Consider the following 23696-nt stretch of genomic DNA (forward strand, 5'->3'; position numbering starts at 1 on the left):
TGCGTCAATCCCTCTCAGGGTTGTAAGTCATGGGGTCTGATACGGGGGTCCTGGGGCCGGCGGGGCCTTCCTTCACCTTTCCAAAGGCTTCAGAAGGCCCGCCGAACTCCCGTCAGACCTCTTCGACGCTGCTCGGCTCGCGCCGGGACAGGTCGATGCCAAGCTCCTCCGCAGCGCGGAAGACATCCTCGTCGGTGTCGCGCATCTCGATGGACATGCCGTCCGAGGACAGCACCTCCACGTTGAGGCACAGGGACTGCATCTCCTTGATGAGCACCTTGAAGGACTCGGGGATGCCGGGCTCGGGGATGTTCTCGCCCTTGACGATGGCCTCGTAGACCTTCACGCGGCCGGTGACGTCGTCGGACTTGATGGTCAGCAGCTCCTGGAGGGCGTACGCGGCGCCGTATGCCTCCAGCGCCCACACCTCCATCTCACCGAAGCGCTGGCCACCGAACTGGGCCTTACCACCCAGCGGCTGCTGGGTGATCATCGAGTACGGACCGGTCGACCGGGCGTGCAGCTTGTCGTCGACCAGGTGGTGGAGCTTGAGGATGTACATGTACCCGATCGAGATCGGGTCCGGGAACGGCTCACCGGAGCGGCCGTCGAACAGCCTCGCCTTACCGGTCGGCTGCACCATGCGGTCGCCGTCGCGGTTCGGGATGGTGTGGTTCAGCAGACCCGCGAGCTCGTCCTCACGCGCACCGTCGAACACCGGGGTGGCGACGTTGGTGCCGGGGGCGACCTGGTCGGCGCCGATGACCTGCAGGCGCTGCGCCCAGTCCTCACCGAGACCGGAGACGTCCCAGCCGCGGCTGGCGAGCCAGCCGAGGTGGATCTCCAGGACCTGTCCCGGGTTCATTCGGGACGGGACACCCAGCGGGTTGAGGATGATGTCGACCGGAGTTCCGTCCTCGAGGAACGGCATGTCCTCGATCGGAAGGATCTTCGAGATAACACCCTTGTTGCCGTGGCGGCCGGCGAGCTTGTCACCGTCCGTGATCTTGCGCTTCTGCGCCACGTAGACACGAACCAGCTGGTTCACGCCCGGCGGCAGCTCGTCGCCCTCCTCACGGTCGAAGACGCGGACGCCGATGACCTTGCCGATCTCGCCGTGCGGCACCTTCAGGGAGGTGTCACGGACCTCGCGCGCCTTCTCACCGAAGATCGCGCGGAGCAGGCGCTCCTCCGGCGTCAGCTCGGTCTCACCCTTGGGCGTGACCTTGCCGACGAGGATGTCGCCGGCGACGACCTCGGCACCGATACGGATGATGCCGCGCTCGTCGAGGTCGGCGAGGACCTCCTCGGAGACGTTCGGGATGTCCCGGGTGATCTCCTCGGGGCCGAGCTTGGTGTCACGGGCGTCGACCTCGTGCTCCTCGATGTGGATCGAGGAGAGGACGTCGTCCTGCACGAGGCGCTGCGACAGGATGATCGCGTCCTCGTAGTTGTGACCCTCCCACGGCATGAACGCCACGAGCAGGTTCTTGCCCAGCGCCATCTCGCCGTTCTCGGTGGCCGGACCGTCGGCCAGGACCTGGCCCTCGATGATCCGGTCGCCCTCGTTGACGATGACCTTCTGGTTGACCGAGGTGCCCTGGTTGGAGCGGGCGAACTTGGCCAGGCGGTACGTGATGTACGTGCCGTCGTCGTTGGCCGTGGTGATGTAGTCCGCGGAGACCTCCTGGACCACACCCGCCTTCTCGGCCTTGACCACGTCACCGGCGTCGACGGCGGAGCGGTACTCCATGCCGGTGCCGACGAGCGGGGACTCGGACTTAATCAGCGGCACGGCCTGACGCATCATGTTCGCGCCCATGAGGGCACGGTTGGCGTCGTCGTGCTCGAGGAACGGGATCATGGCGGTCGCGACCGACACCATCTGGCGCGGCGAGACGTCCATGTAGTCCACGTCGTCACCGGGGACGTAGTCGACCTCGCCGCCACGACGGCGGACCAGGACGCGGTTCTCGGTGAAACGCATGTCGTCGTCGAGCGTGGCGTTGGCCTGCGCGATGACGAATCGGTCCTCTTCGTCGGCCGTCAGGTAGTCGACGTCGTCGGTGACGACACCGTCGACGACCTTGCGGTACGGCGTCTCCACGAAACCGAACGCGTTGACGCGGCCGTAGGAGGCGAGCGAACCGATCAGACCGATGTTCGGGCCTTCGGGCGTCTCGATCGGGCACATACGGCCGTAGTGAGACGGGTGCACGTCACGGACCTCGAAGCCGGCCCGCTCACGGGACAGACCACCAGGGCCCAGCGCCGAGAGACGACGCTTGTGCGTCAGACCCGACAGCGGGTTGTTCTGGTCCATGAACTGCGACAGCTGGCTGGTGCCGAAGAACTCCTTGATGGAGGCGACGACCGGCCGGATGTTGATCAGGGTCTGCGGCGTGATCGCCTCGACGTCCTGGGTCGTCATGCGCTCACGCACGACGCGCTCCATACGAGCCAGACCCGTACGGACCTGGTTCTGGATGAGCTCGCCGACGCTGCGCAGACGACGGTTGCCGAAGTGGTCGATGTCGTCGGTCTCGACGACGATGTTCACACCGCTGTCGCCGACCGTCTCGGTCTCGCCCGCGTGCAGCTTCACCAGGTACTTGATCGTCGAGATGATGTCCTCGACGGTCAGGATGCCGGCGTCGAGCGGGGCCTCCGCGCCCAGCTTCTTGTTGACCTTGTAGCGGCCGACCTTGGCGAGGTCGTAGCGCTTCGGGTTGAAGTAGAGGTTCTCGAGCAGCGTCTGCGCGGCCTCACGGGTCGGGGGCTCGCCCGGACGCAGCTTGCGGTAGATGTCGAGCAGCGCGTCGTCCTGGCCCTGGGTGTGGTCCTTCTCCAGGGTGGCGCGCATGGACTCGTACTCGCCGAACTCCTCGAGGATCTGCTCGGTCGTCCAACCGAGAGCCTTGAGCAGAACGGTCACGGACTGCTTGCGCTTGCGGTCGATGCGGACACCGACCATGTCGCGCTTGTCGATCTCCATCTCCAGCCAGGCACCCCGGGACGGGATGATCTTGGCGGAGAAGATGTCCTTGTCGGACGTCTTGTCGATGGAGGAGTCGAAGTAGACACCCGGCGAACGGACCAGCTGCGACACCACGACACGCTCGGTGCCGTTGATGACGAAGGTGCCCTTGTGGGTCATGAGCGGGAAGTCGCCCATGAAGACCGTCTGGGACTTGATCTCGCCGGTCTCGTTGTTGGTGAACTCGGCCGTCACGAAGAGCGGGGCCGCGTACGTGAAGTCGCGGTCCTTGCACTCGTCGATGCTGTTCTTCGGCGGCTCGAAACGGTGGTCGCGGAACGTCAGCGACATCGACCCGGAGAAGTCCTCGATCGGAGAGATCTCCTCGAAGATCTCCTCCAGACCGGACTTGGTGGGGACGTCCTGACCGGACTCCAGGGCCTCCTCGACCCGACTCTGCCAGGCGGTGTTCCCGAGCAGCCAGTCAAAGCTCTCGGTCTGCAGCGCGAGCAGGTTCGGAACCTCGAGAGGCTCCTTGATCTTTGCAAAAGAGATGCGCAGCGGGGCAGTGCTGGCGGCGTTGTTCGTATTCGCGGTCGAGGCGTTGCGCGAGGCGGCCAAGAGGGGGTCCTTCCGAGGGCTCGGACTCACTACGCGCGTACCGGTCCCTCTCCAGCGCACAAACACAGAGATCCCAGGTCGGAGATGCTCTAGTCGTCGATGCTGAGGCGAGGGCAGACCCCTGGTGACGGGCAGGGGGCAGCTAACAGGCAGCGCAAAGGGTCAGTGTAGCCACTTGGCGCACTGATGTCCAGCCCCGCTTTTCTTTGACCCTCGTCACCCTCAACGCCTTCGGCATGCCTGCCCTCAACGCACGTTGATACTGCCCTCTTCGTCGCCGATCCATGCCTCGGATTCGGACCGTTCTGGCGACGCGTCCTGAGAATTGCGCGCGGCGTGCGGTTCGTCAAGGCCTGTCTCGCCCAAACCGGGTGCTGCGCTCGTCACTTGCGGCCTGCCCACCAGGCGTGCTCCAGGCGTGCACCAGGCAGACTCCAGGCACGACGAAGATCACCATACTCCCCGCCGTCCCGGGTGCAAGGCAGCCGCCGCCGGGCCCTCGGAAACGCCGAAGAGCGACCACCCGGATGGATGATCGCTCTTCGCTGCGTCAGCGTTACAGCCCTCTTACGAGGCCTGTGGCTCGCACGAGTCCATGACGGACCCGAGAGGTGTTACTTGACCTCGACGGAGGCGCCGGCGCCCTTGAGGGCCTCGGCGGCCTTCTCCGCGGCGTCCTTGGCGACCTTCTCGAGAACGGGCTTCGGGGCGCCGTCCACGAGGTCCTTGGCCTCCTTCAGACCCAGGGAGGTCAGCTCACGCACGACCTTGATGACCTGGATCTTCTTCTCGCCGGCGCCGGTGAGGACGACGTCGAACTCGTCCTTCTCCTCGACGGCCTCGGCGGCGCCACCGGCACCACCGGCGGGGGCGGCAACGGCGACGGCCGCGGCGGCGGTGACGTCGAACTTCTCCTCGAACGCCTTCACGAACTCGGAGAGCTGGATGAGGGTCATGCCCTCGAACTCGGCGAGCAGTTCGTCCTGGGTGAGAGCCATGATGGCTTCCTTCCAATTAATTCGGCTGGTGCCGGATGTACATGTCTGGCGGGCGTACGGTCGGCCCGCTACGACCACTTCCTGTGGCGGGGAGCCTCAGGCGGCGGTCATGATGCGAGCCGAGTTACTCGGCACCGCCCTGCTCGTCCTGCTTGGCACGGAGCGCGTCCACGGTGCGGACGAGCTTCGAGGGAAGCGCCTGGAAGAGCTGCGCAGTCTGCGTCTGCTTGCCCTTCATGGCGCCCGCCAGCTTGGCGAGCAGAACCTCGCGGGACTCGAGGTCCGCAAGCTTCTTGATCTCGTCGGCGGACAGCGCCTTGCCGTCAAGGACACCGCCCTTGATGACGAGGTTCGGGTTGTCCTTGGCGAAGTCACGAAGACCCTTCGCCGACGTCACCGGGTCACCGGAGATGAAGGCGACCGCCGTCGGACCGTTGAACAGGTCGTCAAGCGTGTCGATCCCGGCCTCGTTGGCCGCGATCTTGGTCAGCGTGTTCTTCACCACGGCGTACTGGGCGTCTTCACCGAGCGAACGACGCAGCGTCTTGAGCTGCGCCACGGTGAGACCCCGGTACTCGGTCAGCACAGCGGCGTTCGAGCTGCGGAACTGGTCCGCGAGCTCGGCTACCGCGGCAGCCTTGTCGGGCCTTGCCATAAGCGTGGCCTCCTTCCGGGTGATGAGGACCGCTCAGAAGGAGCTGCGAAAAACGAAACGCCCCGGCGCAGGCGCACGGGGCGTAGCTCAACCAGACGGACGAATCCATACGGGAGCGACTTCCACAGTCACCTGCGCGGGTCGTCCGCGGTAATCAGCGGATCCTTCGGCCACCGCGCCCTCTCGCGAGCACACGGCAACGACCAGCGGTCTTTGGCTTCTGTAGGAGAGTACGTGACCGGATCGCCGTCAGGCAAATCCGGTCGTACGGTGCTCAGCCGCTCTGGGCTTCCTTCATCATCTCGGCGAGGTCGACGGTGTCCTTGGCGGGCGGCGCCGCGACCGTCACCGGCTTGTTGATGTCGAGGAAGGTGATGGTGAGGTCGAGCGGGCCCTTGTCGGCGTCGCCCTTCATGCGGAACTGCTTGGTGTGGTCGTCACCGTCGATCCACATGTCCATCGTGAGCTTGTCGACGCCCATTTTCTCGTACTGCTCGACGCTCTTCTCGCGCTTCTCGCGGGTCGCCTTGTCCTCGTCCTTGAAGGAGTCCCGGAGCGCGTCGAGGGTCAGGGTGCCCGAGTAGTGGGTGGTCTCGACCCCGTCGACCTTCTCGGAGCCGACCTTCTTCACGTCCTTGGCGCCGGTCATGAAGGTGGACTCGGCCGCCGGGTTCTGCTCGGCCTGTCCGGCGCCCGCGGCTCCCCCGCCGAGCTGCTCGTCGCTCAGCGCGGACATGTCGAACTTCATCCAGGTCTTGCCGTCCATCTCCTTGGCCAGCTCGGGGTTGCCCCCGATGTACATGACCTTGTCGACGAGCCGGATCTCCGCGGAGCCGTCCTTGCCCTGGTCCAGCGCCGTCATCTTCATGCTCATGGCGATGCTGGGCTTGATCCGCATCGAGGCCTCGGCCTTGATGCGCCCCTGCTCCGGGTACTCACCCGTCATCCGGTACCGCAGGGAGGAGATGTCGTCCGAGTTCTTCGCCGCCTTGGCCACCGCGGCGGCCGGCGTCATCTTCGGCGACTCCTCGGACTCCCCCTTGGAGCAGCTCACCGCACCGGCGGCGAGGGCCACGGCGGCCAGCCCCACGCCGACCGTCCTACAGCGCGCGGAACGTCGTACAGAAATCCCCATCGATTCCCCCCAAGGAACACGAGGACCACGGTCACACGGAACACATGGTCGATTCACAGCAGGATCGTGAGCCTAACCGATGCGATGTAAGCGGTCTCTGTAATTCCGTGGGGCTCAGGAGGTGGTGCCGGCGACCGTGCCGCCCTGCTTCTCCAGGAGCTTCTTGAAGTCCTCGGTGTCGCCCGCCGGGGGCTCCTCGGCGGAGACCTTCACCCCGTAGTCGCTGTAGTAGGCGGTCTGGGTCAGGTCTCCGGTGGCCATACGGCCCTTCTCGACCTTCTTGACCAGGAGGTCCTGGTCGTTGACCCAGATGTCGACGGTCTCCGTGGTCACCCCGGCCTGGTCGAGCTGCTTCTTGAGGTCGGCGAGCTGGCTCGCGGTGAGGCTGGAGTTCTTGCCGGCGAGGTCGGCGACGTCGACGGTGCCGGAGTAGTGCGTGGCGTTCTCGCCGCGGACCTTCTCCTCGCCGACCTTCTTCACGTCCCCGGAGGCCAGCAGGAGCTTCACCGACTGGTTGGGCGTGGTGTTCTGCATCTGGTCCTTGAGGTACGCGCCGGAGCCGCCCGCGAGATCCGCGAGGTCGTCGTAGTCGTACCTGATCCAGTGCTTGCCGCCGGCCTGCTCGGCGAACTCCTCGCCCATCTTCGCGTAGTAGGCGTCGGGGAGGTACCGGGCCTCCATCGAGGTGGTGCCCAGCTGGCGCATGTTGTCGGCGAGGGTGCCGCCGGTGTACTCGATGGTGACGGTGCCGGTGATGCCGTCCGCCCAGCCGAGGGCGCCGTCGGCGGTCATGGACATCATCGAGCCCATGACGGTCGTGGACTCGACCCTGGCGGAGTCGGCGGCGTCGGTGGACTTCTCGGCGGAACGCAGCGCGGCTATCGGGCTGACCCTGGTCGTGCCCTTGCCGCTCCCCGAGGTCCGGTCGTCCTTGCCGGAGCCCCCCGAGTCCCCCGACGAACAGGCCGCCAGGCCCGTCAGAGCGGTCGTCGTGGCGATCGCGAGAGCCATCCGGCGTACGGTCGTGCTCTTCATTCGTCCCACCCCTATGTGATTCCTGTCCCGCACGTTAGCGCGAGCCACTGACACATGTACCCGGGAAAAGGGACGGGCCCCGCACCTCGAAAGGTTGCGGGGCCCGGTACCTGACTTCGGTGAGCCTCAGGCTCAGACCGCGGCCGGGTCCTCCTCGACGAGGAGGTTGCGGGTGCGGTTCGGGTCGAGCGGAATGCCGGGGCCGATCGTGGTGCTGATCGCGGCCTTCTTGATGTAGCGACCCTTGGCGGCGGACGGCTTCAGACGGAGGATCTCCTCCAGCGCCGCGCCGTAGTTCTCCACCAGCTTGGTGTCGTCGAACGACGTCTTGCCGATGATGAAGTGCAGGTTCGAGTGCTTGTCGACGCGGAACTCGATCTTGCCGCCCTTGATGTCGTTGACAGCCTTGGCGACGTCCGGGGTCACGGTGCCGGTCTTGGGGTTCGGCATGAGACCACGGGGGCCGAGGACTCGGCCGAGACGGCCGACCTTGCCCATGAGGTCCGGGGTGGCGACGACGGCGTCGAAGTCCAGACGGCCCTTCGACACCTCGTCGATGAGCTCGTCGGAGCCGACGATGTCGGCGCCCGCGGCGAGTGCGGCCTCGGCACGGTCACCGGTCGCGAAGACCAGGACCCGGGCGGTCTTACCGGTGCCGTGCGGAAGGTTCACGGTGCCACGGACCATCTGGTCGGCCTTGCGCGGGTCGACACCCAGACGGAAGGCGACCTCGACGGTGCCGTCGAACTTGGAGGTGGAGGTCTCCTTGGCGAGACGGACGGCCTCGAGCGGGGCGTAGAGCTTTTCCCGGTCGACCTTGGCGTCCGCAGCGCGGAGAGACTTGCTGCGCTTGCTCACTACTTCTCCTGGAGATTCTTAGGAGTCGTGGTTAGGGCCGAGCAGGCCCCGCCACTACTGCTGGTTACGGGTGGGGCTCAGCCCTCGACGACGACGCCCATGGAACGCGCGGTACCGGCGATGATCTTCGCGGCGGCGTCCAGGTCGTTGGCGTTGAGGTCGGGGAGCTTGGTCGTGGCGATCTCGCGGACCTGCGCCTCGGTGATCTTGGCGACCTTGGTCTTGTGCGGCTCGCCCGAGCCCTTCTCGATGCCCGCGGCCTTCAGGATCATCTTCGCGGCCGGCGGCGTCTTGGTGATGAAGGTGAAGGAACGGTCCTCGTAGACCGTGATCTCCACCGGGATCACCCAGCCACGCTGCGACTCGGTCGCGGCGTTGTAGGCCTTGCAGAACTCCATGATGTTGACGCCGTGCTGACCCAGCGCGGGGCCGACCGGCGGAGCCGGGTTGGCCGCACCGGCCTGGATCTGGAGCTTGATAAGCCCCGTGACCTTCTTCTTCTTGGGAGGCATGCTCTCTCCGGGTCCTTACTGAGAGTTGGTTACCACCTGCGTCATTCGGATGAATCATCAGGCAGATGGCATACCGCACCACGATAGCCGCTCTGCCCTCAGTACATGAAATCGGCAGCTCAGGCCGGGGACGGCGACGACCACGGAGCGAAGGGCGGACGGCCCTTCCGTACGGAGACCAGGCTGCCGATGCCGAGGATCAGCAGGATGCCGGTCGGCACGCCGAGCCCGGCGGTCATGGCACCGACGTAGCCGAATCCGTCCTCCTCCGCCGCCACGGTCGGGTCGGAGGCCAGATACCGGACGACGATCGGCTTGCCGTCCCGCGAGACCTTGTTGTCCCGGGTTCCGGTGAGGGCCGGCAGATCCGCCTCCACCCGCTTGCCGTCGACCTCGAACTCGACCCAGCAGCGATGGGCCCAGCAGTTGCTCTGACCGTCCGAGTGGAAGGTGCCGACCGCGCGCACGCCGTCCTGCACCTCGGCGACCCGCTGCCACTGCGTGATGCCCACATAGAGCGGCGGAATCGCGAAGAGCGCCGCGAACAGCAGAAGCAGCAGGGGCGCCCGGAAACGGCGAAGACGCCCCGGCCCGGTGTTCACCGGGGAGGCGCCTTCACTGCTGGCTGTGTCGGCCAAGAACGTCAGCCCTTCCGGGGTCAGTTCTTCTGGATCTGGTCGAAGGACAGCTCGACCGGGGTCTCGCGGCCGAAGATCTCGACGAGGCCCTTGACCTTCTTCGAGTCGGCGTTGATCTCGTTGATCGTGGCCTGCAGCGTGGCGAAGGGGCCGTCGGTGACGGTGACCGAGTCGCCGACCTCGAAGTCCAGGACCTGGACCTCGACCTTGCGCTGCGGAGCGGGCTTGCCCTCGGCCTCGGCGGCCTCGCGGGCGGCCTTCTCCTCGGCCTCCGGGGCGAGCATCTTGACGATCTCGTCCAGGGTCAGCGGGTACGGGTCGTAGGCGTTGCCCACGAAGCCGGTGACGCCGGGCGTGTTGCGGACGACACCCCAGGACTCGTTCGTCAGGTCCATGCGCACCAGGACGTAGCCGGGGAGCTTGTTCTGACGGATCGTCTTGCGGTCGCCGTTCTTGATCTGGACGACCTCTTCCTGCGGCACCTCGGCCTGGAAGATGTAGTCCTCGACGTTCAGCGAGACGGCGCGCTGCTCGAGGTTGGTCTTCACGCGGTTCTCGTAACCGGCGTAGGTGTGGATGACGTACCACTCGCCGGGGAGGGTGCGCAGTTCCTCGCGCAGGGCGACGACGGGGTCGACCGGCTCGGCCGGCTCTTCCTCGACTGCCTCTTCCTCGTCCTCGACGTCCTCGACATCGCCGCCGGACTCGTCCTCGGCGTCCTCGTCGGATTCGTCCTCGACGTGGAGGGCGGCTTCCTCGGCGGGGTCGCCCGCCTCTTCATCGGCAGCCTCGACCTCGTCCAGGTCCTCGTCCGCGCCCTCGACGATGTCGAGCTCGTCTTCCACGGACTCGTCCGGCTCGATGGCGTCGTTCAGGTTCTGGTCAGACACGGTGGCTGCTTCTTCCTGGATACATAGGGGTGGAACATGCGAAAGGGGCGCCGGTAACCACGGCGCCCTATCGCTCTTTGATCAGCCGAAGACGTACTCGGCGGCGTGGTTGAGTCCATAGTCAATCACGGTGACCAGGCCGATCATGACGATCACGAAGACGATCACCACGGTCGTGTACGTCGTCAGCTGACTGCGCGTAGGCCAGACGACCTTGCGAAGTTCTGCGACGATCTGTCGGTAGAAGATACCGAGGCGCTTCAGCGGGCCCTTCTTGGCGCGCTTGCCACCCTTGCGGGCCTTCTTCTTCGACTCTGGCGCCTCGTCCTGGGCATCAGGCGTATCGATGGAGCCCACGGCGTCCGCCATTCGTCCTCACCTGTTCCCGGGTCGTGGCCGTGCCGCGCCCGGTCTGAGCCGCACGGCGGTGCATTGCTGTACGTACATGCGCACACATCCTGGCGAAGGAGTGTGTAGCAGGGCCGGAGGGACTTGAACCCCCAACCGCCGGTTTTGGAGACCGGTGCTCTACCAATTGAGCTACGACCCTTTGTGGTTCCCCCCAAACGTACCGCATCCGCCCGAGTGCTCGGTGTGCACCGGATGAGTGCGGCCGCTGTGAGGCCAACGAGGTGAGAGTGTACGTGTTCCGGAGCCCCCCGTCGAACAGAAAGGGCCTGCCGGGGCCGCTCCGGCCGAAGATCGTCCCGGCGACCACCGGACGGCGGGCGAAGATCACCCAGGCCACCGCGCCAATAGCCCTGCCGATCCGGACAGTTGTTCAGCGGTTGTTCAGTCTGTGAAACCCGCGTGCCGGGGGCGTTTCCGGTCTGAAACGATGGGCCCCATGAGCGCTGCAACCCCTCCCACCGAGCGCCGGGTCTCCGCCCGAGTCGGCGCGATCTCCGAGTCCGCCACCCTCGCCGTGGATGCCAAGGCCAAGGCCCTGAAGGCCGCCGGGCGCCCGGTGATCGGCTTCGGCGCCGGTGAGCCCGACTTCCCGACCCCGGACTACATCGTCGAGGCCGCCATCGAGGCGTGCAAGAACCCGAAGTACCACCGCTACACGCCGGCCGGTGGTCTGCCCGAGCTGAAGGCCGCGATCGCCGCGAAGACGCTGCGCGACTCCGGCTACGAGGTCGAGGCGAGCCAGGTCCTCGTCACCAACGGCGGCAAGCAGGCCATCTACGAGGCCTTCGCCGCGATCCTCGACCCGGGCGACGAGGTCATCGTCCCGGCCCCGTACTGGACGACGTACCCGGAGTCGATCCGCCTCGCCGGCGGTGTCCCGGTCGACGTCGTCGCGGACGAGACGACCGGCTACCGCGTCTCCGTCGAGCAGCTGGAGGCGGCGCGCACGGAGAACACGAAGGTCCTCCTCTTCGTCTCCCCGTCCAACCCGACCGGCGCCGTCTACACCCGCGCGCAGATCGAGGAGATCGGCCGCTGGGCCGCCGAGAAGGGCCTGTGGGTCCTGACCGACGAGATCTACGAGCACCTGGTCTACGGCGACGCCGAGTTCCACTCCCTCCCGGTGGTCGTGCCCGAGCTCGCCGACAAGACCATCGTGGTCAACGGTGTGGCGAAGACCTACGCCATGACGGGCTGGCGCGTGGGCTGGGTCATCGGCCCGAAGGACGTGGTCAAGGCCGCGACGAACCTCCAGTCGCACGCCACGTCCAACGTCTCCAACGTGGCCCAGGTGGCCGCCCTCGCCGCCGTCTCCGGCGACCTGTCGGCCGTCGACGAGATGAAGGAGGCGTTCGACCGTCGCCGTAAGACGATCGTGCGCATGCTCAACGAGATCGACGGTGTGCTCTGCCCCGAGCCCGAGGGCGCCTTCTACGCCTACCCGTCGGTGAAGGCCCTGATCGGCAAGGAGATCCGCGGCAAGCGCCCGCAGAACTCGGTCGAGCTGGCCGCGCTGATCCTGGAGGAGGCCGAGGTCGCGGTCGTCCCGGGTGAGGCCTTCGGAACGCCGGGCTATCTGCGTCTGTCGTACGCGCTGGGCGACGAGGACCTCGTCGAGGGTGTCTCGCGGATCCAGAAGCTGCTGGCGGAGGCCAGGGACTGACCTTGTGTGCCGGGCGGGCCGTCTCCTTCGGGAGGCGGCCCGCTTCGTGTTTGCGTGCGAGCAAGACCACGTTCGGGGAAAGCGCTACCGGGACGGCGGGGGCGTACGGCAGGATCAGCGAATGGAGCGTGTACGTGATGTCTCTGAGCTGCCGAAAGCCCATCTGCACCTGCACTTCACCGGGTCCATGCGGCCCGGGACGGTTCTGGAACTGGCCGACAAGTACGGCGTACGGCTGCCCGACGCGCTGACGGAGGCGCTGACCAGCGGGGAACCGCCACGGCTGCGGGCCACGGACGAGCGGGGCTGGTTCCGGTTCCAGCGGCTCTACGACGCGGCGCGTTCGTGCCTGAGGCGGCCCGAGGACATCCAGCGGCTGGTGCGGGAGGCGGCGGAGGAGGACGTCCGGGACGGCTCGGGGTGGCTGGAGATCCAGGTCGACCCGACGTCGTACGCCCCGCGTCTGGGCGGGCTGATCCCGGCGCTGGAGGTCATCCTCGACGCGGTGGAGACCACCTCGAGGGAGACCGGGCTCGGGATGCGGGTGCTGGTGGCCGCGAACCGGATGAAGCACCCGCTGGACGCGCGGACGCTGGCCCGCCTCGCGGTGCGCTACGCGGACCGGGGCGTCGTCGGCTTCGGGCTCTCCAACGACGAACGGCGGGGCATGGCGCGGGACTTCGACCGCGCCTTCGCCATCGCCCGTGACGGCGGGCTGCTGTCGGCGCCGCACGGCGGGGAGCTGACCGGGCCGTCGTCGGTGCGGGACTGTCTGGACGACCTGGACGCGCACCGGATCGGGCACGGGGTGCGGGCCGCGGAGGACCCCCGGCTGCTGAAGCGGCTGGCCGACCGTGGCGTGACCTGCGAGGTCTGTCCGGCCTCGAACGTGGCGCTCGGGGTGTACGAGAAGCCGGAGGACGTGCCGCTGCGGACGTTGTTCGAGGCGGGCGTGCCGATGGCGCTCGGCGCCGACGACCCGCTGCTGTTCGGCTCACGGCTGGCGGCGCAGTACGAGATCGCGCGTCGGCATCACGGATTCACGGACGCGGAGTTGGCGGAACTCGCCCGGCAGTCCGTGCGGGCTTCGGCGGCGCCGGAGGACGTCAAGGCGCGACTGCTGGCCGGGGTCGACGAGTGGCTCGTTCGCCCGGCCGCTTGAAGTGGGCGTAGGGCGGATACGGCTTGAAGCAGATGTCTATCTCCAGGGGGTGCCCGCCCGTGCCGGGCGGTTCGGCGAGCGTGACGGCCGTCATGAACGCCATGCTCCCCTTGGCGGCGTGCTTCTCGTGCGGACCCCAGCCGGCCGCGTAGGCGAACTCGGTGGCCATCTCGGCGAAGAGATCCCTGGTGCCGAACAGGAAGAACGTCCGCGCGTGGGTGGCGTGCCGGAAGTCGTCCGGGGCGTTCGTGTGTGAGCGGCGAGCGCGCCAGGACTCCGTGTCCCGCGCGGTACGGGCCTCGTCCGTGCGTACGGTCAGCGGGGTGCCGTGGGTGAGTCTGCGGCGCAGCTCGGGCCACTGGCTCGCGCGCAGGCCGACGCTGTCGTGGGCCAGCACGAGGTCGACCCGCTCTCCCCAGCCCTCGTCGGGTGGGACGCCGTCGCGGAGCGGGACGTGGACGATCGTGTGGCGCGAGTAGGCGGCGAAGGAGAACAGGCCGGCGAGCCGGTTCAGCCCGTCGTGATCACCGAGGAGCAGGCCGATCGGGTCGGGCGCGCTCAGCGAGGTGTGGCGCAGGGCTGTGCGGGGGCGGACGACGCGGCGCTGGTGCGGGCCGATGCGGGGCGTGTACTCGGTGAGTCTCAGACGCATCGCTCAAGCGTTCCGGGCGGGTCCGGGGCCCGGCAACCGAGATTCCGCGCGCCTACAGGCTCACGCCGACGGTCACCGGTTCGTTGACGAGGGTGACGCCGAAGATGCGGTGGACGCCTGCGACGACCTCTCGGGCGAGGGCGAGGAGGTCCTCCGTGGTCGCCTCGCCGCGGTTGGTGAGGGCGAGGGTGTGCTTGGTGGAGATGCGGGCGGGGCCGGTGCCGTAACCCTTGGTGAAGCCGGCCTTGTCGATGAGCCACGCGGCGGAGGTCTTGGTGTGGCCCGCGCCGGCGGGGTAGGCGGGGGGTTCGGCGTCGGGGCCGAGGTGCTGCTTCACGCGCGCGTGGAAGGCGCTGAAGTCGGCGTCCGTGAGGATCGGGTTGGTGAAGAAAGAGCCGGCCGACCAGGTGTCGTGGTCGTCGGGGTCGAGGACCATGCCCTTGCCGGAGCGCAGCTTCAGTACGGTCGCACGGGCGTCGGCGAGCGGCACCCGGTCGCCGGCTTCGACGCCGAGGGCGCGGGCGGTCTCGGCGTACTTGAGCGGCGCGGAGAGGCCGTCGGCGTCCTCGAGCTCGAAGCGGACGCGGAGGACGACGTACCGGTCGGGGTCGGCCTTGAAGCGGCTGTGGCGGTACGAGAAGGCGCACTCCGCGTTGGTGAGGGTGACGCTGTCGCGGGTGACGCGGTCGTAGGCGATCACGTGGGTGATCGTGGCGGAGACTTCCTGGCCGTAGGCGCCGACGTTCTGGATGGGGGTGGCACCTGCGGAGCCGGGGATGCCGGCGAGGCACTCGACCCCGGCGAGCCCGGCCTCCACGGTGCGGGCGACGGCATCGGTCCACACTTCGCCGGCGGCGAGCTCCAGATGGGTGCCGTCGAGTTCGACGCCCTTGGTGGCGATCAGCAGAGCGGTCCCGTCGAACCCCTTGTCGCCGATGACAAGGTTCGATCCGCCGCCGATGAGCAGGAGGGGCGTGCCCGTGTCATCGGCCTCACGAACGGCTTCGATCACCTCGGCGTCGGTGCTCGCGACGACCAGCCGGGTAGCCGGACCGCCGAGACGGAAGGTGGTGAGCGGGGCGAGGGGGGCATCGTGTCGTTCCTGCACGCGTCAAGGGTACGTGGCGGTCCGGGGCGGACGGTTGGCGGTGGGTCGGGGCCGCGCCGGGGGTGCGGGACGGACGGGTGCGGTGTGGGTCGGGGCCGCGCCGGGGGTGCGGGACGGACGGGTGCGGTGTGGGTCGGGGCCGCGCCGGGGGTGCGGGACGGACGAGTGCGGTGGGGGTCGGGGCCGCGCCGGGGGTGCGGGACGGACGAGTGCGATGTGGGTCGGGGCCGCGCCGGGGGTGCGGGACGGACGAGTGCGATGTGGGTCGGGGCCGCGCCGGGGGGTGTCCGTCCTCGGAACGGCGCGGAATCGGTCCTCTATAAGGGGCGGCCATGTTGACGCGCCAACCGCTGCGGGCGGACACCCCCCGACACGTCCCCTTGCCGCCGTCGCGCACTGCGGGTACGTCCGGGCTACGCCCCTAGGGGCGCGGGGAACTGCGCGACCAGCCACAATGCGCCCGCAGCCGCCCGACCTGCCTCCCCGGCAGTCTCTTGGGCGCACGCGGGGTCGAAGGGGCGGCAGCCCCTGGGGATGGGACGGGTAGGGGCGGCGGGGGCGAGAAAGAAGGCCCCACCCCGAGGGGCAGGGCCGTTCACAAGGGTTCAGGCCGCGATCGTCTCCCGTACCGGCGCCACCGCGTCCTCCGCCGCGGAAGCCTGCGCAACACGCCCCCGCGGAATCACCAGCGCCGCAACCCCGGCGAGAGCGACCACCGCAGCCCCCGTAACCAGCGCCGGCCGCAACCCGTCGACGAACGTCTGCCCGGTCTCGTATCCCCCCTGCGCCGAGAAGATCGACCCCATGATCGCGATACCGAGCGCACCCCCCACCTCACGCAACGCGTTGTTCGCCCCGGAAGCGATCCCCTGCTCCGAACCCCGCACACTCGACATGACCAGGTTGGAGGCGGGAGCGAAGAACAGTGCCATGCCGATACCGCTCATGATCAGACCGGGCAGCTGGACGGCGTAGGACGCGTCGACGGTGATGACCGAGGCGAGGTAACCGAGGCCCGCCGCCTGGAAGAAGAGGCCGGTCGCCACCACCGGGCGTCCGCCGATCCGGTCGGAGAGGATGCCCGCGATCGGCGCGACCAGCATCGGCATACCCGTCCACGGCAGCATCCGCAGCCCCGCCTCGGTCGGCGAGTACCCGAGCACCCCCTGCATGTACTGGCTGAGCAGGAAGATCGAACCGAACATGCCGAGGAACATCAGCAGGCTCGCCGCGTTGATGCCGGCGAACGCCCGGGAGCGGAACAGTCGCATCGGAAGCATGGGGTTCTTGGCGCGGGTGCCGTAGATCACGAACCCGGCGAGGAGGGCGGCTCCGGCGAAGAGGGCGGTGAGGACCACGCCGTCCGTCCAGCCGTCCGCGGGGCCGCGGACCAGGCCGTACACGATCCCGAAGAGCCCGCCACTGGCGAGGAGCGTTCCGGGGATGTCGAGCGGGGCGCCGGTGCCGTAGGACTCGGCGAGGCGGAGACGGGCGAGCGGCAGCAGCGCGACGCCGAGCGGGACGTTCAGCCAGAAGATCCACTGCCAGGAGATGTGCTCGGTCAGACTGCCGCCGATCAGCGGTCCGGAGGCCACCGCCAGCCCGTTGACGGCACCCCAGATGCCGTACGCCATCCCGCGCTTGGCCGCGGGAACGGCCGCCGTGAGGAGCGTGAGCGTCAGCGGCATCATGATCGCCGCGCCGACGCCCTGGACCGCGCGGGCCGCGATCAGGCTGTCGATGCCGGGGGCCAGGGCCGCCGCGGCGGACGCTCCCGTGAAGACCGTCAGGCCCGCGAGGAAGAGCCGGCGACGGCCGAAGCGGTCGCCGAGGGCCGCGCCGAACATGAGGAGGACGGCGAAGGTGAGGGTGTAGGCGCTCACCGTCCATTCCAGGTCGTGCAGCCCGCCGCCGAGATCCTCGCGGATGGACGGCAGGGCGGTGGTGACGACGAGGTTGTCGAGGGCCGCCATGAATCCGGCGACGCTGGTGATGACGAGAGCCCAGACGGCTCCCCCGCGTGGTGCGCTCGGTACGGCTTGCTGTGACATCGCTCCCCCAGAGCATTGATAGATAGTTATCGATCACTAACTTTTGCGCTCACAAAAAGACGCCGGAGACGCCCGCCTCCACCCGCTTCACTTCTCCAGCCGGCCCTTCAGCCGCGCCGACGGATACATGCCCTCCCACACCCGGTGCTCGGGCGGAAACCCCATCGCGACCAGGCAGTTGATGAGCATCCCGTACGCCAGGAAGACCGTCGTCTCGCCGACGTCGGCACCCAGGGGCAGATGGACCGTGTCCCACAGCCGCATCCAGCCCTCACGCACCGCCGCCCCGAACTCGTGGTCGCCCTCCTCCTCGGCCGCGCCCACGGCGACGTACATCTGCATCTGCATCCGCAGCCGCTCCGGATGCTCCGCGATGACCTTGGTGTACGCGTTCGCCATGGCGTGCAGGGCCTCTTCGCCGTGCAGGCCGGCGGAGGCCTCCTCGAAGGTGCGGATCGTGTCCTCCACGCACCGCTCCGAGACCGCCAGGAAGATCGCCTTCTTGCCCGGGAAGAGCCGGAAGAGATACGGCTGCGAGACCCCGACCCGCTTGGCGATCGCCTCGGTCGACGTGCCGTGGTAACCGCCGCGGGCGAACTCGATCGTCGCCGCGCGGATCACGCTCTCGCGCCTCTCCTCTGCGCTCATCCTGGCCATGCTCAGTAAGTTAGTACTCAATCACTAACTAAGTCAAGAGACCCCGTGCCCCACCCGCGCGGACAACGAGTAAGGGGCGCCCGCAATAGCGGGCGCCCCTTACTTCATCTGCGCTTCAGGCCAGTCGTACGACCGCTCGCGACATCCCCAGCACCTTCTGCCCGGCGCTGGTCGCGGTCAGGTCCACGCGGACCGTGTTGTCGTCGAGCTTGGCCGCGACCTTGCCGCTGACCTCGATGACGGCGCCCTGGTCGTCGTTGGGGACGACGACGGGCTTGGTGAAGCGGACGCCGTACTCGGCGACGGCACCCGGGTCGCCGACCCAGTCCGTCACCACGCGGATCGCCTCGGCCATGGTGAACATGCCGTGCGCGATGACGTCCGGCAGCCCGACCTCCTTGGCGAACTTCTCGTTCCAGTGGATCGGGTTGAAGTCCCCCGACGCGCCCGCGTACTGGACGAGCGTGGCCCGGGTCACGGGGAAAGTCAGGGCCGGCAGTTCGGTGCCGACCTCGACGTCGTCGTATGCGATCTTCGCCGTCATGTTCTTCCTCACGCCTCCTCTGCCGCGCGGGCGACCAGCTTGGTCAGGGCGGTCACGACGTGCTCGCCGGCCTCGTCATGGACCTCGCCGCGGATGTCCACGATGTCGTTGCCCGCGAGGGACTTGATCGCCTCGATGGTCGAGGTGACCGTGAGGCGGTCACCGGCGCGGACGGGGCGGCTGTAGGCGAACTTCTGGTCGCCGTGCACGACACGGCTGTAGTCCAGGCCCAGTTGCGGGTCGGCGACGACCTGGCCCGCGGCCTTGAAGGTGATCGCGAAGACGAAGGTCGGCGGCGCGATCACATCGGGGTGCCCGAGCGCCTTGGCCGCGTCCGGGTCGGTGTACGCCGGGTTGCTGTCCCCCACGGCCTCCGCGAACTCACGGATCTTCTCCCGGCCCACCTCATAGGGCTCGGTGGGCGGGTAGGTCCGCCCCACGAAGGACTGGTCGAGCGCCATGGGCTCGGCACCTCCTGCTGATCGCCGGTACTGGCTGGTACTGGCCGGTAGTGGCCTGAGAACGACGCGAGGCCGCCCCCCTGACTACTGGGGGCGGCCTCGCGTACGAGCCTGATTTATCGCGTCTCGCGGTGCGCGGTGTGCGCGTTGCAACGCGGGCAGTGCTTCTTCATCTCCATGCGATCCGGGTTGTTACGCCGGTTCTTCTTGGTGATGTAGTTCCGCTCCTTGCACTCCACGCAGGCCAGCGTGATCTTCGGGCGGACGTCGGTGGCAGCCACAGGAGTGCTCCTTGACGAACGGATAGGACTGATTTAACGCAAAGAAGAGTAGCCGATCGAAGGACCGACCCCACAATCGGCTACTGTCAGTAGCGGTGACCGGACTTGAACCGGTGACACAGCGATTATGAGCCGCTTGCTCTACCGACTGAGCTACACCGCTTTGATGGGATCAGGTCCCGTCTCGCGACGGGAACCTCACCCACCAGAGCCCCAATACGGAATCGAACCGTAGACCTTCTCCTTACCATGGAGACGCTCTACCGACTGAGCTATTGGGGCGAGCGATGAAGACATTACACGGTCCGCAGCCGTTCACCCAAATCCGTTTCGAGGCCCCCTCCGAGACCGCTCCGACGCCGTCCCCACCGCCCTCCGAGACCCCTCCCGTACGGCGGACCACACCGGTACGACTATTGCGCTCCTCCGCGCCGTGAGCGGATCACCGCCCTAGGCTCGACTCACTCTGCGTGATCTTGCGTCCCCGCTGTACGCAGCCCCGTGAGCCCCTGGAGCGCGATGCCCGACAGCCAGCCGCAGCCGCCCCCCTCGTCGTCCTCGTCGTCCTCCTCCGGCTCCTCCGAGGCGACCTCGCTGCTGTTGTGCGGGGCCCGGCTGACCGACGGCCGGACCGTGGACGTACGGCTCGGCGGCGGGCGCATCGAGGCGGTCGGCACGGCGGGCAGCCTGGCGGCGGGCGGCACGCGCGCGTGCGGGGCGCGCGTGGACCTCAGCGGCTACCTGCTCCTCCCGGCCCCGGTCGAGCCGCACGCCCACGGCGACACCGCGCTCTCCGACGACACCGACGGACCGGTCTCGTACGACCCCCAGGACGTCCAGCGGCGGGCGACCGAGGCCGCGCTGCTGCAACTCGGGCACGGGGCCACCGCGTTGCGCGCCCACGTGCGCGTGGGCGACGTACAGGGGCTGGGCGCCCTGGCCGCCGTACTCCAGGCCCGGCGCTCGCTGCGCGGGCTCACCGAGCTGACCACGGTGGCGATGCCACGGCTGCTGACCGGTGCGGCCGGGGCCGAGGGGCTCGCGATACTGCGGGACGCGGTGAAGATGGGCGCCTCGGTGGTCGGCGGCTGCCCCGACCTCGATCCGGATCCGACCGGCTACGTCCAGGCGGTCCTCGACGTGGCCTCCGAACACGGCTGCCCCGTCGACCTCCACACCGACGCCTCCGACCCCGCCCGCCTGTCCCGCCTCGCCGCCATGGCCGGCGGTCTGCGCCCCGGTGTCACCCTCAGCCCCTGCGGCAGCCTCGACAGCCTGCCCTCCGACGTCGCCTCGCGGACCGCCGACCAGCTCGCCGCGGCCGGCCTGACGGTCGTATGCCTGCCGCAGGGCGGCTGCGGGGGCGTGGAGCGGCGCGGCACGGCTCCCGTACGGCTGCTGCGCGCGGCCGGCGTGCGGGTGGCCGCCGGCAGCGGCGCGCTGCGGGACGTGTCCAACCCGGTGGGGCGTGGTGACCCGCTGGAGGCCGCCTACCTCCTGGCCTCCCGGTACGGCCTGCGACCGGAGGACGCCTACGACTCCGTCAGCACGTCCGCGCGGGCCGTCCTGGGGCTGCCCGAGGTGCGCGTGGAGGCGGGTTTCCCAGCCGAACTGCTCGCGGTGCGCGGGGAACGGCTGGCGGGGGCCCTGTCGCTCGCGTACAGCCGCATCGTCGTGCACCGGGGGCGGGTGGTGGCGCGGACCAGCGCGGTACGGGAGTTCTGCGACTCGGCGGCGGCTGTGGAGCTGGGGTTGCCTCGGCAGGGGCGGGGGGACGTGCCGTAGGCGGGCCCGCCCCGCCGGGGCGGGGAGACGTGCCGTAGGCGGGCTCAACTCGCCGGGGCGGGGCTCTAGTCGTACGGCGGGAGGGCACGGAAGGGGCTCTGCGGGAGGGCACGGAAAGGGCTCTGTGTGCCGCGCCGTTCCATGGGGTCCGCGTGCCCGGTGCGACGGGTGCGGTCCGTACGGCGGATGACGTCGTACGGGCGTACGGTCGAAGACATGCGCATTGTCATCGCTGGTGGTCATGGTCAGATCGCGTTGCGGCTGGAGCGGCTGCTCGCCGTGCGTGGGAACGAGGTCGCGGGCATCATCCGCAAGGCGGAACAGGGCGACGCCCTGCGGGAGGCCGGAGCCGAACCGGTGCTGCTCGACCTGGAGTCGGCGTCCGTCGAGGAGGTCGCGGCCCATCTGCAGGGCGCGGACGCGGCGGTCTTCGCGGCGGGTGCGGGGCCGGGCAGTGGGGCGACCCGCAAGGACACGGTGGACAAGGGCGCCGCGGTGCTGTTCGCGGACGCGGCGGTCCGGGCTCGGGTACGACGTCATGTGGTCGTGTCGTCGATGGGCGCCGACCCCGCGCATCAGGGCGACGACATCTTCGACGTCTATCTGCGCGCCAAGGGTGAGGCCGACGCGTACGTCCGCGGCCTCGACGCCCTGGACTGGACGATCCTGCGCCCGGGTCAGCTGACGAACGACGCCGGTACCGGGCTCGTCCGCCTGGAGGCCCACACGGGCCGCGGGCCGATCCCGCGGGACGATGTGGCCGCCGTGCTCGCAGAGTTGCTGGAGACACCGGCGACGGCCGGCCTGACCCTGGAACTGGTCGGCGGGTCGACACCGGTGTCGGTGGCGGTGAAGTCGGTGGCCGGGAACTGAGAGCGCGCCGGTGGGCTCACCTCTCGCCGGGCGGGCACATCTCGCTCGGGGCGGGCTCGCGTGGGCGGGCTCGCGGGGCGGGCTCAGAACAGCGGCATCTGGCCCGGGAACTCGGGAACGGTGTAGCCGTCCAACGCGGGTTGCGCGGCGCCCAGTTGGGCCTGTCGGCGGGAGCCCACACAGGAGGTGAGCTCGCCGTTCTCCCGGGCCCCGGGCGGATCGTGCCGCGCGTAGCGCCCGGCGACCACGGCGATCTCACGCTGACATTCGGGGCAGCTTCTGCGACGGCTGGACATGGGGTCAGTGTGCCCCGGACGCGCTGTCGCCCCACATCGTGAGGCACATCACCACCCGTCTTCGACACGGCACCCGACCATACGAAGAGACCCCCTCCTCGCTGCGTTTCCGCAGTGGGGAGGGGGTCTGCCTTCATGTGGCGGCGCCAGGATTCGAACCTGGGAAGGCGAAGCCGGCAGATTTACAGTCTGCTCCCTTTGGCCGCTCGGGCACACCGCCGGGGTTTGCTGCCCTTCGAACCGCTTTCCGGCGGTGCTCCGTGGCAACGACGTAAACAATACCCGATGGAGCGGGGTGCTTCGCCACTCGATTGATCAGCACTCGGGGGACGCGAGGTGGCTAGGCTTGTCCGGATGCGGCCCGGGAACGGTGCCCGGCTCGGCGGCAGCCCCAGGGCAGCCCCACGCCCGCCGAACCGCACCCGGTACGCACCCCGATACGCACCCCGATACAAGGAGCCACAGGACATGGCCGACTCCAGTTTCGACATCGTCTCGAAGGTCGAGCGGCAGGAGGTCGACAACGCCCTCAACCAGACCGCCAAGGAGATCTCCCAGCGCTACGACTTCAAGGGCGTCGGCGCCTCCATCTCGTGGTCCGGCGAGAAGATCCTGATGGAGGCGAACTCCGAGGACCGGGTGAATGCCGTTCTCGACGTCTTCCAGTCCAAGCTGATCAAGCGCGGTATCTCGCTGAAGGCCCTGGACGCCGGCGAGCCTCAGCTGTCCGGCAAGGAGTACAAGATCTTCGCGTCGATCGAGGAGGGCATCTCCCAGGAGAACGCGAAGAAGGTGGCGAAGATCATCCGCGACGAGGGCCCGAAGGGTGTGAAGGCCCAGGTCCAGGGTGAGGAACTGCGCGTCAGCTCCAAGAGCCGCGACGACCTTCAGGCCATCATCGCCCTGCTCAAGGGCAAGGACTTCGACTTCGCCCTGCAGTTCGTGAACTACCGGTAGTCCACGGCTGGTTCACGACGTGTGCCATGACTGGTCCACGGCCGGTGACGTGTCGTACGAGGAAGGGTGGGCACCTGGCCGGTGCCCACCCTTCTCCCCTGCTGGCTGCGGTTCGGGAGTCGATCAGTCGCGCGAGTTGCCGAACAGGATGCGGTAACCGATCAGGAGGACCAGTGAGCCTCCGATCGCCGCGGCCCATGTGGTGCCGTCGTAGAAGTCCTTGGTGACCGGGTGGTCCAGCCAGCGCGCCGAGATCCAGCCGCCGATGAACGCGCCCGCGATGCCGATGAGGGTCGTACCGACGAAGCCGCCCGGGTCGCGGCCCGGCAGCAGGAACTTGGCGATGGCTCCGGCCAGAAGCCCCAGGATGATCCAACCGATGATGCTCATGCCCTGAACCTGCCCTTCCGCGCTGTGCCCGCACTGTTCCGGCCCTGTGATCTTCGTCCGGACCGACTGTGCGCCAGGACGGGTGC

25 protein-coding genes and 4 tRNA genes are annotated in these 23696 nt (G+C 68.5%); 5 read left to right on the forward strand and 24 right to left on the reverse strand.

Features of this window, described 5'->3' with window-relative positions; genetic code table 11:
• Positions 1–112: 112 nt before the first annotated feature.
• From rpoB to OG885_RS18835, 11 genes are all read right to left on the reverse strand, one after another.
• Positions 113–3598 (reverse strand): DNA-directed RNA polymerase subunit beta, encoded by a 3486-nt coding sequence (rpoB, locus tag OG885_RS18785; protein WP_405732795.1) that lies wholly within the window; start codon positions 3596–3598, stop codon positions 113–115.
• A gap of 614 nt (positions 3599–4212) precedes the next feature.
• Entirely contained in the window at positions 4213–4599 is a 387-nt protein-coding gene (gene rplL / locus OG885_RS18790; RefSeq protein WP_329344162.1) for a 50S ribosomal protein L7/L12, read from the reverse strand.
• Positions 4600–4720: 121 nt separating this feature from the next.
• Positions 4721–5251, reverse strand: coding sequence for a 50S ribosomal protein L10 (gene rplJ, locus OG885_RS18795; protein WP_329335843.1), 531 nt, complete (start codon positions 5249–5251; stop codon positions 4721–4723).
• Between the two features lie 274 nt (positions 5252–5525).
• The gene (locus OG885_RS18800) at positions 5526–6386 is read right to left on the reverse strand and encodes a DUF1396 domain-containing protein (RefSeq protein ID WP_405732799.1); all 861 of its coding nucleotides are present in this window, start codon (positions 6384–6386) and stop codon (positions 5526–5528) included.
• Positions 6387–6500: 114 nt separating this feature from the next.
• The gene (locus OG885_RS18805; protein WP_405732802.1) at positions 6501–7421 is read right to left on the reverse strand and encodes a hypothetical protein; all 921 of its coding nucleotides are present in this window, start codon (positions 7419–7421) and stop codon (positions 6501–6503) included.
• Between the two features lie 132 nt (positions 7422–7553).
• Positions 7554–8279: a 50S ribosomal protein L1 gene (gene rplA / locus OG885_RS18810; RefSeq protein ID WP_399949475.1), complete on the reverse strand. Its 726-nt coding sequence runs from the start codon at positions 8277–8279 to the stop codon at positions 7554–7556.
• A gap of 77 nt (positions 8280–8356) precedes the next feature.
• Positions 8357–8791: a 50S ribosomal protein L11 gene (rplK, locus tag OG885_RS18815; RefSeq protein ID WP_079312374.1), complete on the reverse strand. Its 435-nt coding sequence runs from the start codon at positions 8789–8791 to the stop codon at positions 8357–8359.
• Between the two features lie 119 nt (positions 8792–8910).
• The gene (locus tag OG885_RS18820; protein ID WP_405732806.1) at positions 8911–9429 is read right to left on the reverse strand and encodes a hypothetical protein; all 519 of its coding nucleotides are present in this window, start codon (positions 9427–9429) and stop codon (positions 8911–8913) included.
• A gap of 20 nt (positions 9430–9449) precedes the next feature.
• Positions 9450–10319, reverse strand: a complete 870-nt coding sequence (nusG, locus tag OG885_RS18825; RefSeq protein ID WP_399949479.1) for a transcription termination/antitermination protein NusG — start codon at positions 10317–10319, stop codon at positions 9450–9452.
• A gap of 81 nt (positions 10320–10400) precedes the next feature.
• Positions 10401–10688 (reverse strand): preprotein translocase subunit SecE, encoded by a 288-nt coding sequence (secE, locus tag OG885_RS18830; RefSeq protein ID WP_399949481.1) that lies wholly within the window; start codon positions 10686–10688, stop codon positions 10401–10403.
• Positions 10689–10796: 108 nt separating this feature from the next.
• A tRNA-Trp gene (locus OG885_RS18835) sits at positions 10797–10869 on the reverse strand.
• A gap of 297 nt (positions 10870–11166) precedes the next feature.
• Between OG885_RS18835 and OG885_RS18840 the strand changes: the two genes are divergently transcribed.
• Both OG885_RS18840 and OG885_RS18845 read left to right on the forward strand, forming a co-directional pair.
• Entirely contained in the window at positions 11167–12393 is a 1227-nt protein-coding gene (locus OG885_RS18840) for a pyridoxal phosphate-dependent aminotransferase (RefSeq protein WP_405732810.1), read from the forward strand.
• A 121-nt stretch (positions 12394–12514) separates the two neighbouring features.
• Complete coding sequence (locus OG885_RS18845) at positions 12515–13555, forward strand: adenosine deaminase (protein WP_405732813.1); 1041 nt, start codon at positions 12515–12517, stop codon at positions 13553–13555.
• On the opposite strand, the gene OG885_RS18850 is transcribed toward OG885_RS18845, so the two are convergent.
• The 9 genes from OG885_RS18850 to OG885_RS18890 all read right to left on the reverse strand — a co-directional run bounded on the left by OG885_RS18850 (position 13500) and on the right by OG885_RS18890 (position 19591).
• Entirely contained in the window at positions 13500–14207 is a 708-nt protein-coding gene (locus tag OG885_RS18850; RefSeq protein ID WP_405732816.1) for a hypothetical protein, read from the reverse strand. The genes OG885_RS18845 and OG885_RS18850 overlap by 56 nt on opposite strands.
• A gap of 52 nt (positions 14208–14259) precedes the next feature.
• Positions 14260–15315, reverse strand: coding sequence for a UDP-N-acetylmuramate dehydrogenase (locus tag OG885_RS18855; RefSeq protein WP_405732819.1), 1056 nt, complete (start codon positions 15313–15315; stop codon positions 14260–14262).
• 605 nt (positions 15316–15920) lie between these two features.
• Entirely contained in the window at positions 15921–17366 is a 1446-nt protein-coding gene (locus tag OG885_RS18860) for an MFS transporter (protein WP_405732822.1), read from the reverse strand.
• A gap of 87 nt (positions 17367–17453) precedes the next feature.
• On the reverse strand, positions 17454–18023 hold the full coding sequence (locus OG885_RS18865) for a TetR/AcrR family transcriptional regulator (protein ID WP_405732825.1): 570 nt from the start codon (positions 18021–18023) through the stop codon (positions 17454–17456).
• A gap of 115 nt (positions 18024–18138) precedes the next feature.
• Positions 18139–18567: a MaoC family dehydratase gene (locus OG885_RS18870; RefSeq protein ID WP_405742780.1), complete on the reverse strand. Its 429-nt coding sequence runs from the start codon at positions 18565–18567 to the stop codon at positions 18139–18141.
• An 8-nt stretch (positions 18568–18575) separates the two neighbouring features.
• Complete coding sequence (locus tag OG885_RS18875) at positions 18576–19028, reverse strand: MaoC family dehydratase N-terminal domain-containing protein (RefSeq protein ID WP_329335866.1); 453 nt, start codon at positions 19026–19028, stop codon at positions 18576–18578.
• 116 nt (positions 19029–19144) lie between these two features.
• Entirely contained in the window at positions 19145–19309 is a 165-nt protein-coding gene (rpmG, locus tag OG885_RS18880; protein WP_018834916.1) for a 50S ribosomal protein L33, read from the reverse strand.
• A gap of 90 nt (positions 19310–19399) precedes the next feature.
• A tRNA-Met gene (locus tag OG885_RS18885) sits at positions 19400–19472 on the reverse strand.
• Between the two features lie 46 nt (positions 19473–19518).
• A tRNA-Thr gene (locus OG885_RS18890) sits at positions 19519–19591 on the reverse strand.
• Between the two features lie 237 nt (positions 19592–19828).
• On the opposite strand from OG885_RS18890, the gene OG885_RS18895 reads away from it, so the two are divergent.
• Positions 19829–21094: an amidohydrolase family protein gene (locus tag OG885_RS18895; protein ID WP_405732828.1), complete on the forward strand. Its 1266-nt coding sequence runs from the start codon at positions 19829–19831 to the stop codon at positions 21092–21094.
• A 65-nt stretch (positions 21095–21159) separates the two neighbouring features.
• Here OG885_RS18895 and OG885_RS18900 read toward each other — a convergent pair whose 3' ends face one another.
• Positions 21160–21312, reverse strand: coding sequence for a hypothetical protein (locus tag OG885_RS18900; RefSeq protein WP_405732831.1), 153 nt, complete (start codon positions 21310–21312; stop codon positions 21160–21162).
• Between OG885_RS18900 and OG885_RS18905 the strand changes: the two genes are divergently transcribed.
• Complete coding sequence (locus tag OG885_RS18905) at positions 21311–21967, forward strand: NAD(P)H-binding protein (RefSeq protein WP_399949499.1); 657 nt, start codon at positions 21311–21313, stop codon at positions 21965–21967. The two genes, OG885_RS18900 and OG885_RS18905, sit on opposite strands and share 2 nt — an antisense overlap.
• An 83-nt stretch (positions 21968–22050) precedes the next feature.
• On the opposite strand, the gene OG885_RS18910 is transcribed toward OG885_RS18905, so the two are convergent.
• Entirely contained in the window at positions 22051–22263 is a 213-nt protein-coding gene (locus OG885_RS18910) for a hypothetical protein (protein WP_405732834.1), read from the reverse strand.
• 138 nt (positions 22264–22401) lie between these two features.
• A tRNA-Tyr gene (locus OG885_RS18915) sits at positions 22402–22483 on the reverse strand.
• 248 nt (positions 22484–22731) lie between these two features.
• On the opposite strand from OG885_RS18915, the gene OG885_RS18920 reads away from it, so the two are divergent.
• Positions 22732–23220 carry a YajQ family cyclic di-GMP-binding protein gene (locus tag OG885_RS18920; protein WP_329335874.1) on the forward strand — a complete coding sequence of 163 codons (489 nt, stop codon included), beginning with the start codon at positions 22732–22734 and terminating at the stop codon, positions 23218–23220.
• Between the two features lie 123 nt (positions 23221–23343).
• Here OG885_RS18920 and OG885_RS18925 read toward each other — a convergent pair whose 3' ends face one another.
• Positions 23344–23610, reverse strand: a complete 267-nt coding sequence (locus OG885_RS18925; protein WP_329335875.1) for a GlsB/YeaQ/YmgE family stress response membrane protein — start codon at positions 23608–23610, stop codon at positions 23344–23346.
• Positions 23611–23696: the final 86 nt, after the last annotated feature.

It is taken from the genome of Streptomyces sp. NBC_00028, assembly GCF_045041065.1.
In the GTDB taxonomy this organism is placed as follows: Bacteria; Actinomycetota; Actinomycetes; order Streptomycetales; family Streptomycetaceae; genus Streptomyces.

Bases quoted from the DNA above. Each gene is read 5' to 3' on its own strand.
- rplJ (WP_329335843.1), bottom strand. From the start codon at position 5,251: ATGGCAAGGCCCGACAAGGCTGCCGCGGTAGCCGAGCTCGCGGACCAG.
- OG885_RS18910 (WP_405732834.1), bottom strand. From the start codon at position 22,263: ATGTCCAGCCGTCGCAGAAGCTGCCCCGAATGTCAGCGTGAGATCGCC.
- secE (WP_399949481.1), bottom strand. From the start codon at position 10,688: ATGGCGGACGCCGTGGGCTCCATCGATACGCCTGATGCCCAGGACGAG.
- OG885_RS18860 (WP_405732822.1), bottom strand. From the start codon at position 17,366: ATGTCACAGCAAGCCGTACCGAGCGCACCACGCGGGGGAGCCGTCTGG.
- OG885_RS18870 (WP_405742780.1), bottom strand. From the start codon at position 18,567: ATGACGGCGAAGATCGCATACGACGACGTCGAGGTCGGCACCGAACTG.
- rplK (WP_079312374.1), bottom strand. From the start codon at position 8,791: ATGCCTCCCAAGAAGAAGAAGGTCACGGGGCTTATCAAGCTCCAGATC.
- OG885_RS18920 (WP_329335874.1), top strand. From the start codon at position 22,732: ATGGCCGACTCCAGTTTCGACATCGTCTCGAAGGTCGAGCGGCAGGAG.
- OG885_RS18805 (WP_405732802.1), bottom strand. From the start codon at position 7,421: ATGAAGAGCACGACCGTACGCCGGATGGCTCTCGCGATCGCCACGACG.
- OG885_RS18925 (WP_329335875.1), bottom strand. From the start codon at position 23,610: ATGAGCATCATCGGTTGGATCATCCTGGGGCTTCTGGCCGGAGCCATC.
- OG885_RS18845 (WP_405732813.1), top strand. From the start codon at position 12,515: ATGGAGCGTGTACGTGATGTCTCTGAGCTGCCGAAAGCCCATCTGCAC.
- OG885_RS18850 (WP_405732816.1), bottom strand. From the start codon at position 14,207: ATGCGTCTGAGACTCACCGAGTACACGCCCCGCATCGGCCCGCACCAG.
- OG885_RS18800 (WP_405732799.1), bottom strand. From the start codon at position 6,386: ATGGGGATTTCTGTACGACGTTCCGCGCGCTGTAGGACGGTCGGCGTG.
- OG885_RS18865 (WP_405732825.1), bottom strand. From the start codon at position 18,023: ATGGCCAGGATGAGCGCAGAGGAGAGGCGCGAGAGCGTGATCCGCGCG.
- OG885_RS18900 (WP_405732831.1), bottom strand. From the start codon at position 21,312: ATGTCTTCGACCGTACGCCCGTACGACGTCATCCGCCGTACGGACCGC.
- OG885_RS18895 (WP_405732828.1), top strand. From the start codon at position 19,829: ATGCCCGACAGCCAGCCGCAGCCGCCCCCCTCGTCGTCCTCGTCGTCC.
- OG885_RS18875 (WP_329335866.1), bottom strand. From the start codon at position 19,028: ATGGCGCTCGACCAGTCCTTCGTGGGGCGGACCTACCCGCCCACCGAG.
- OG885_RS18840 (WP_405732810.1), top strand. From the start codon at position 11,167: ATGAGCGCTGCAACCCCTCCCACCGAGCGCCGGGTCTCCGCCCGAGTC.
- OG885_RS18905 (WP_399949499.1), top strand. From the start codon at position 21,311: ATGCGCATTGTCATCGCTGGTGGTCATGGTCAGATCGCGTTGCGGCTG.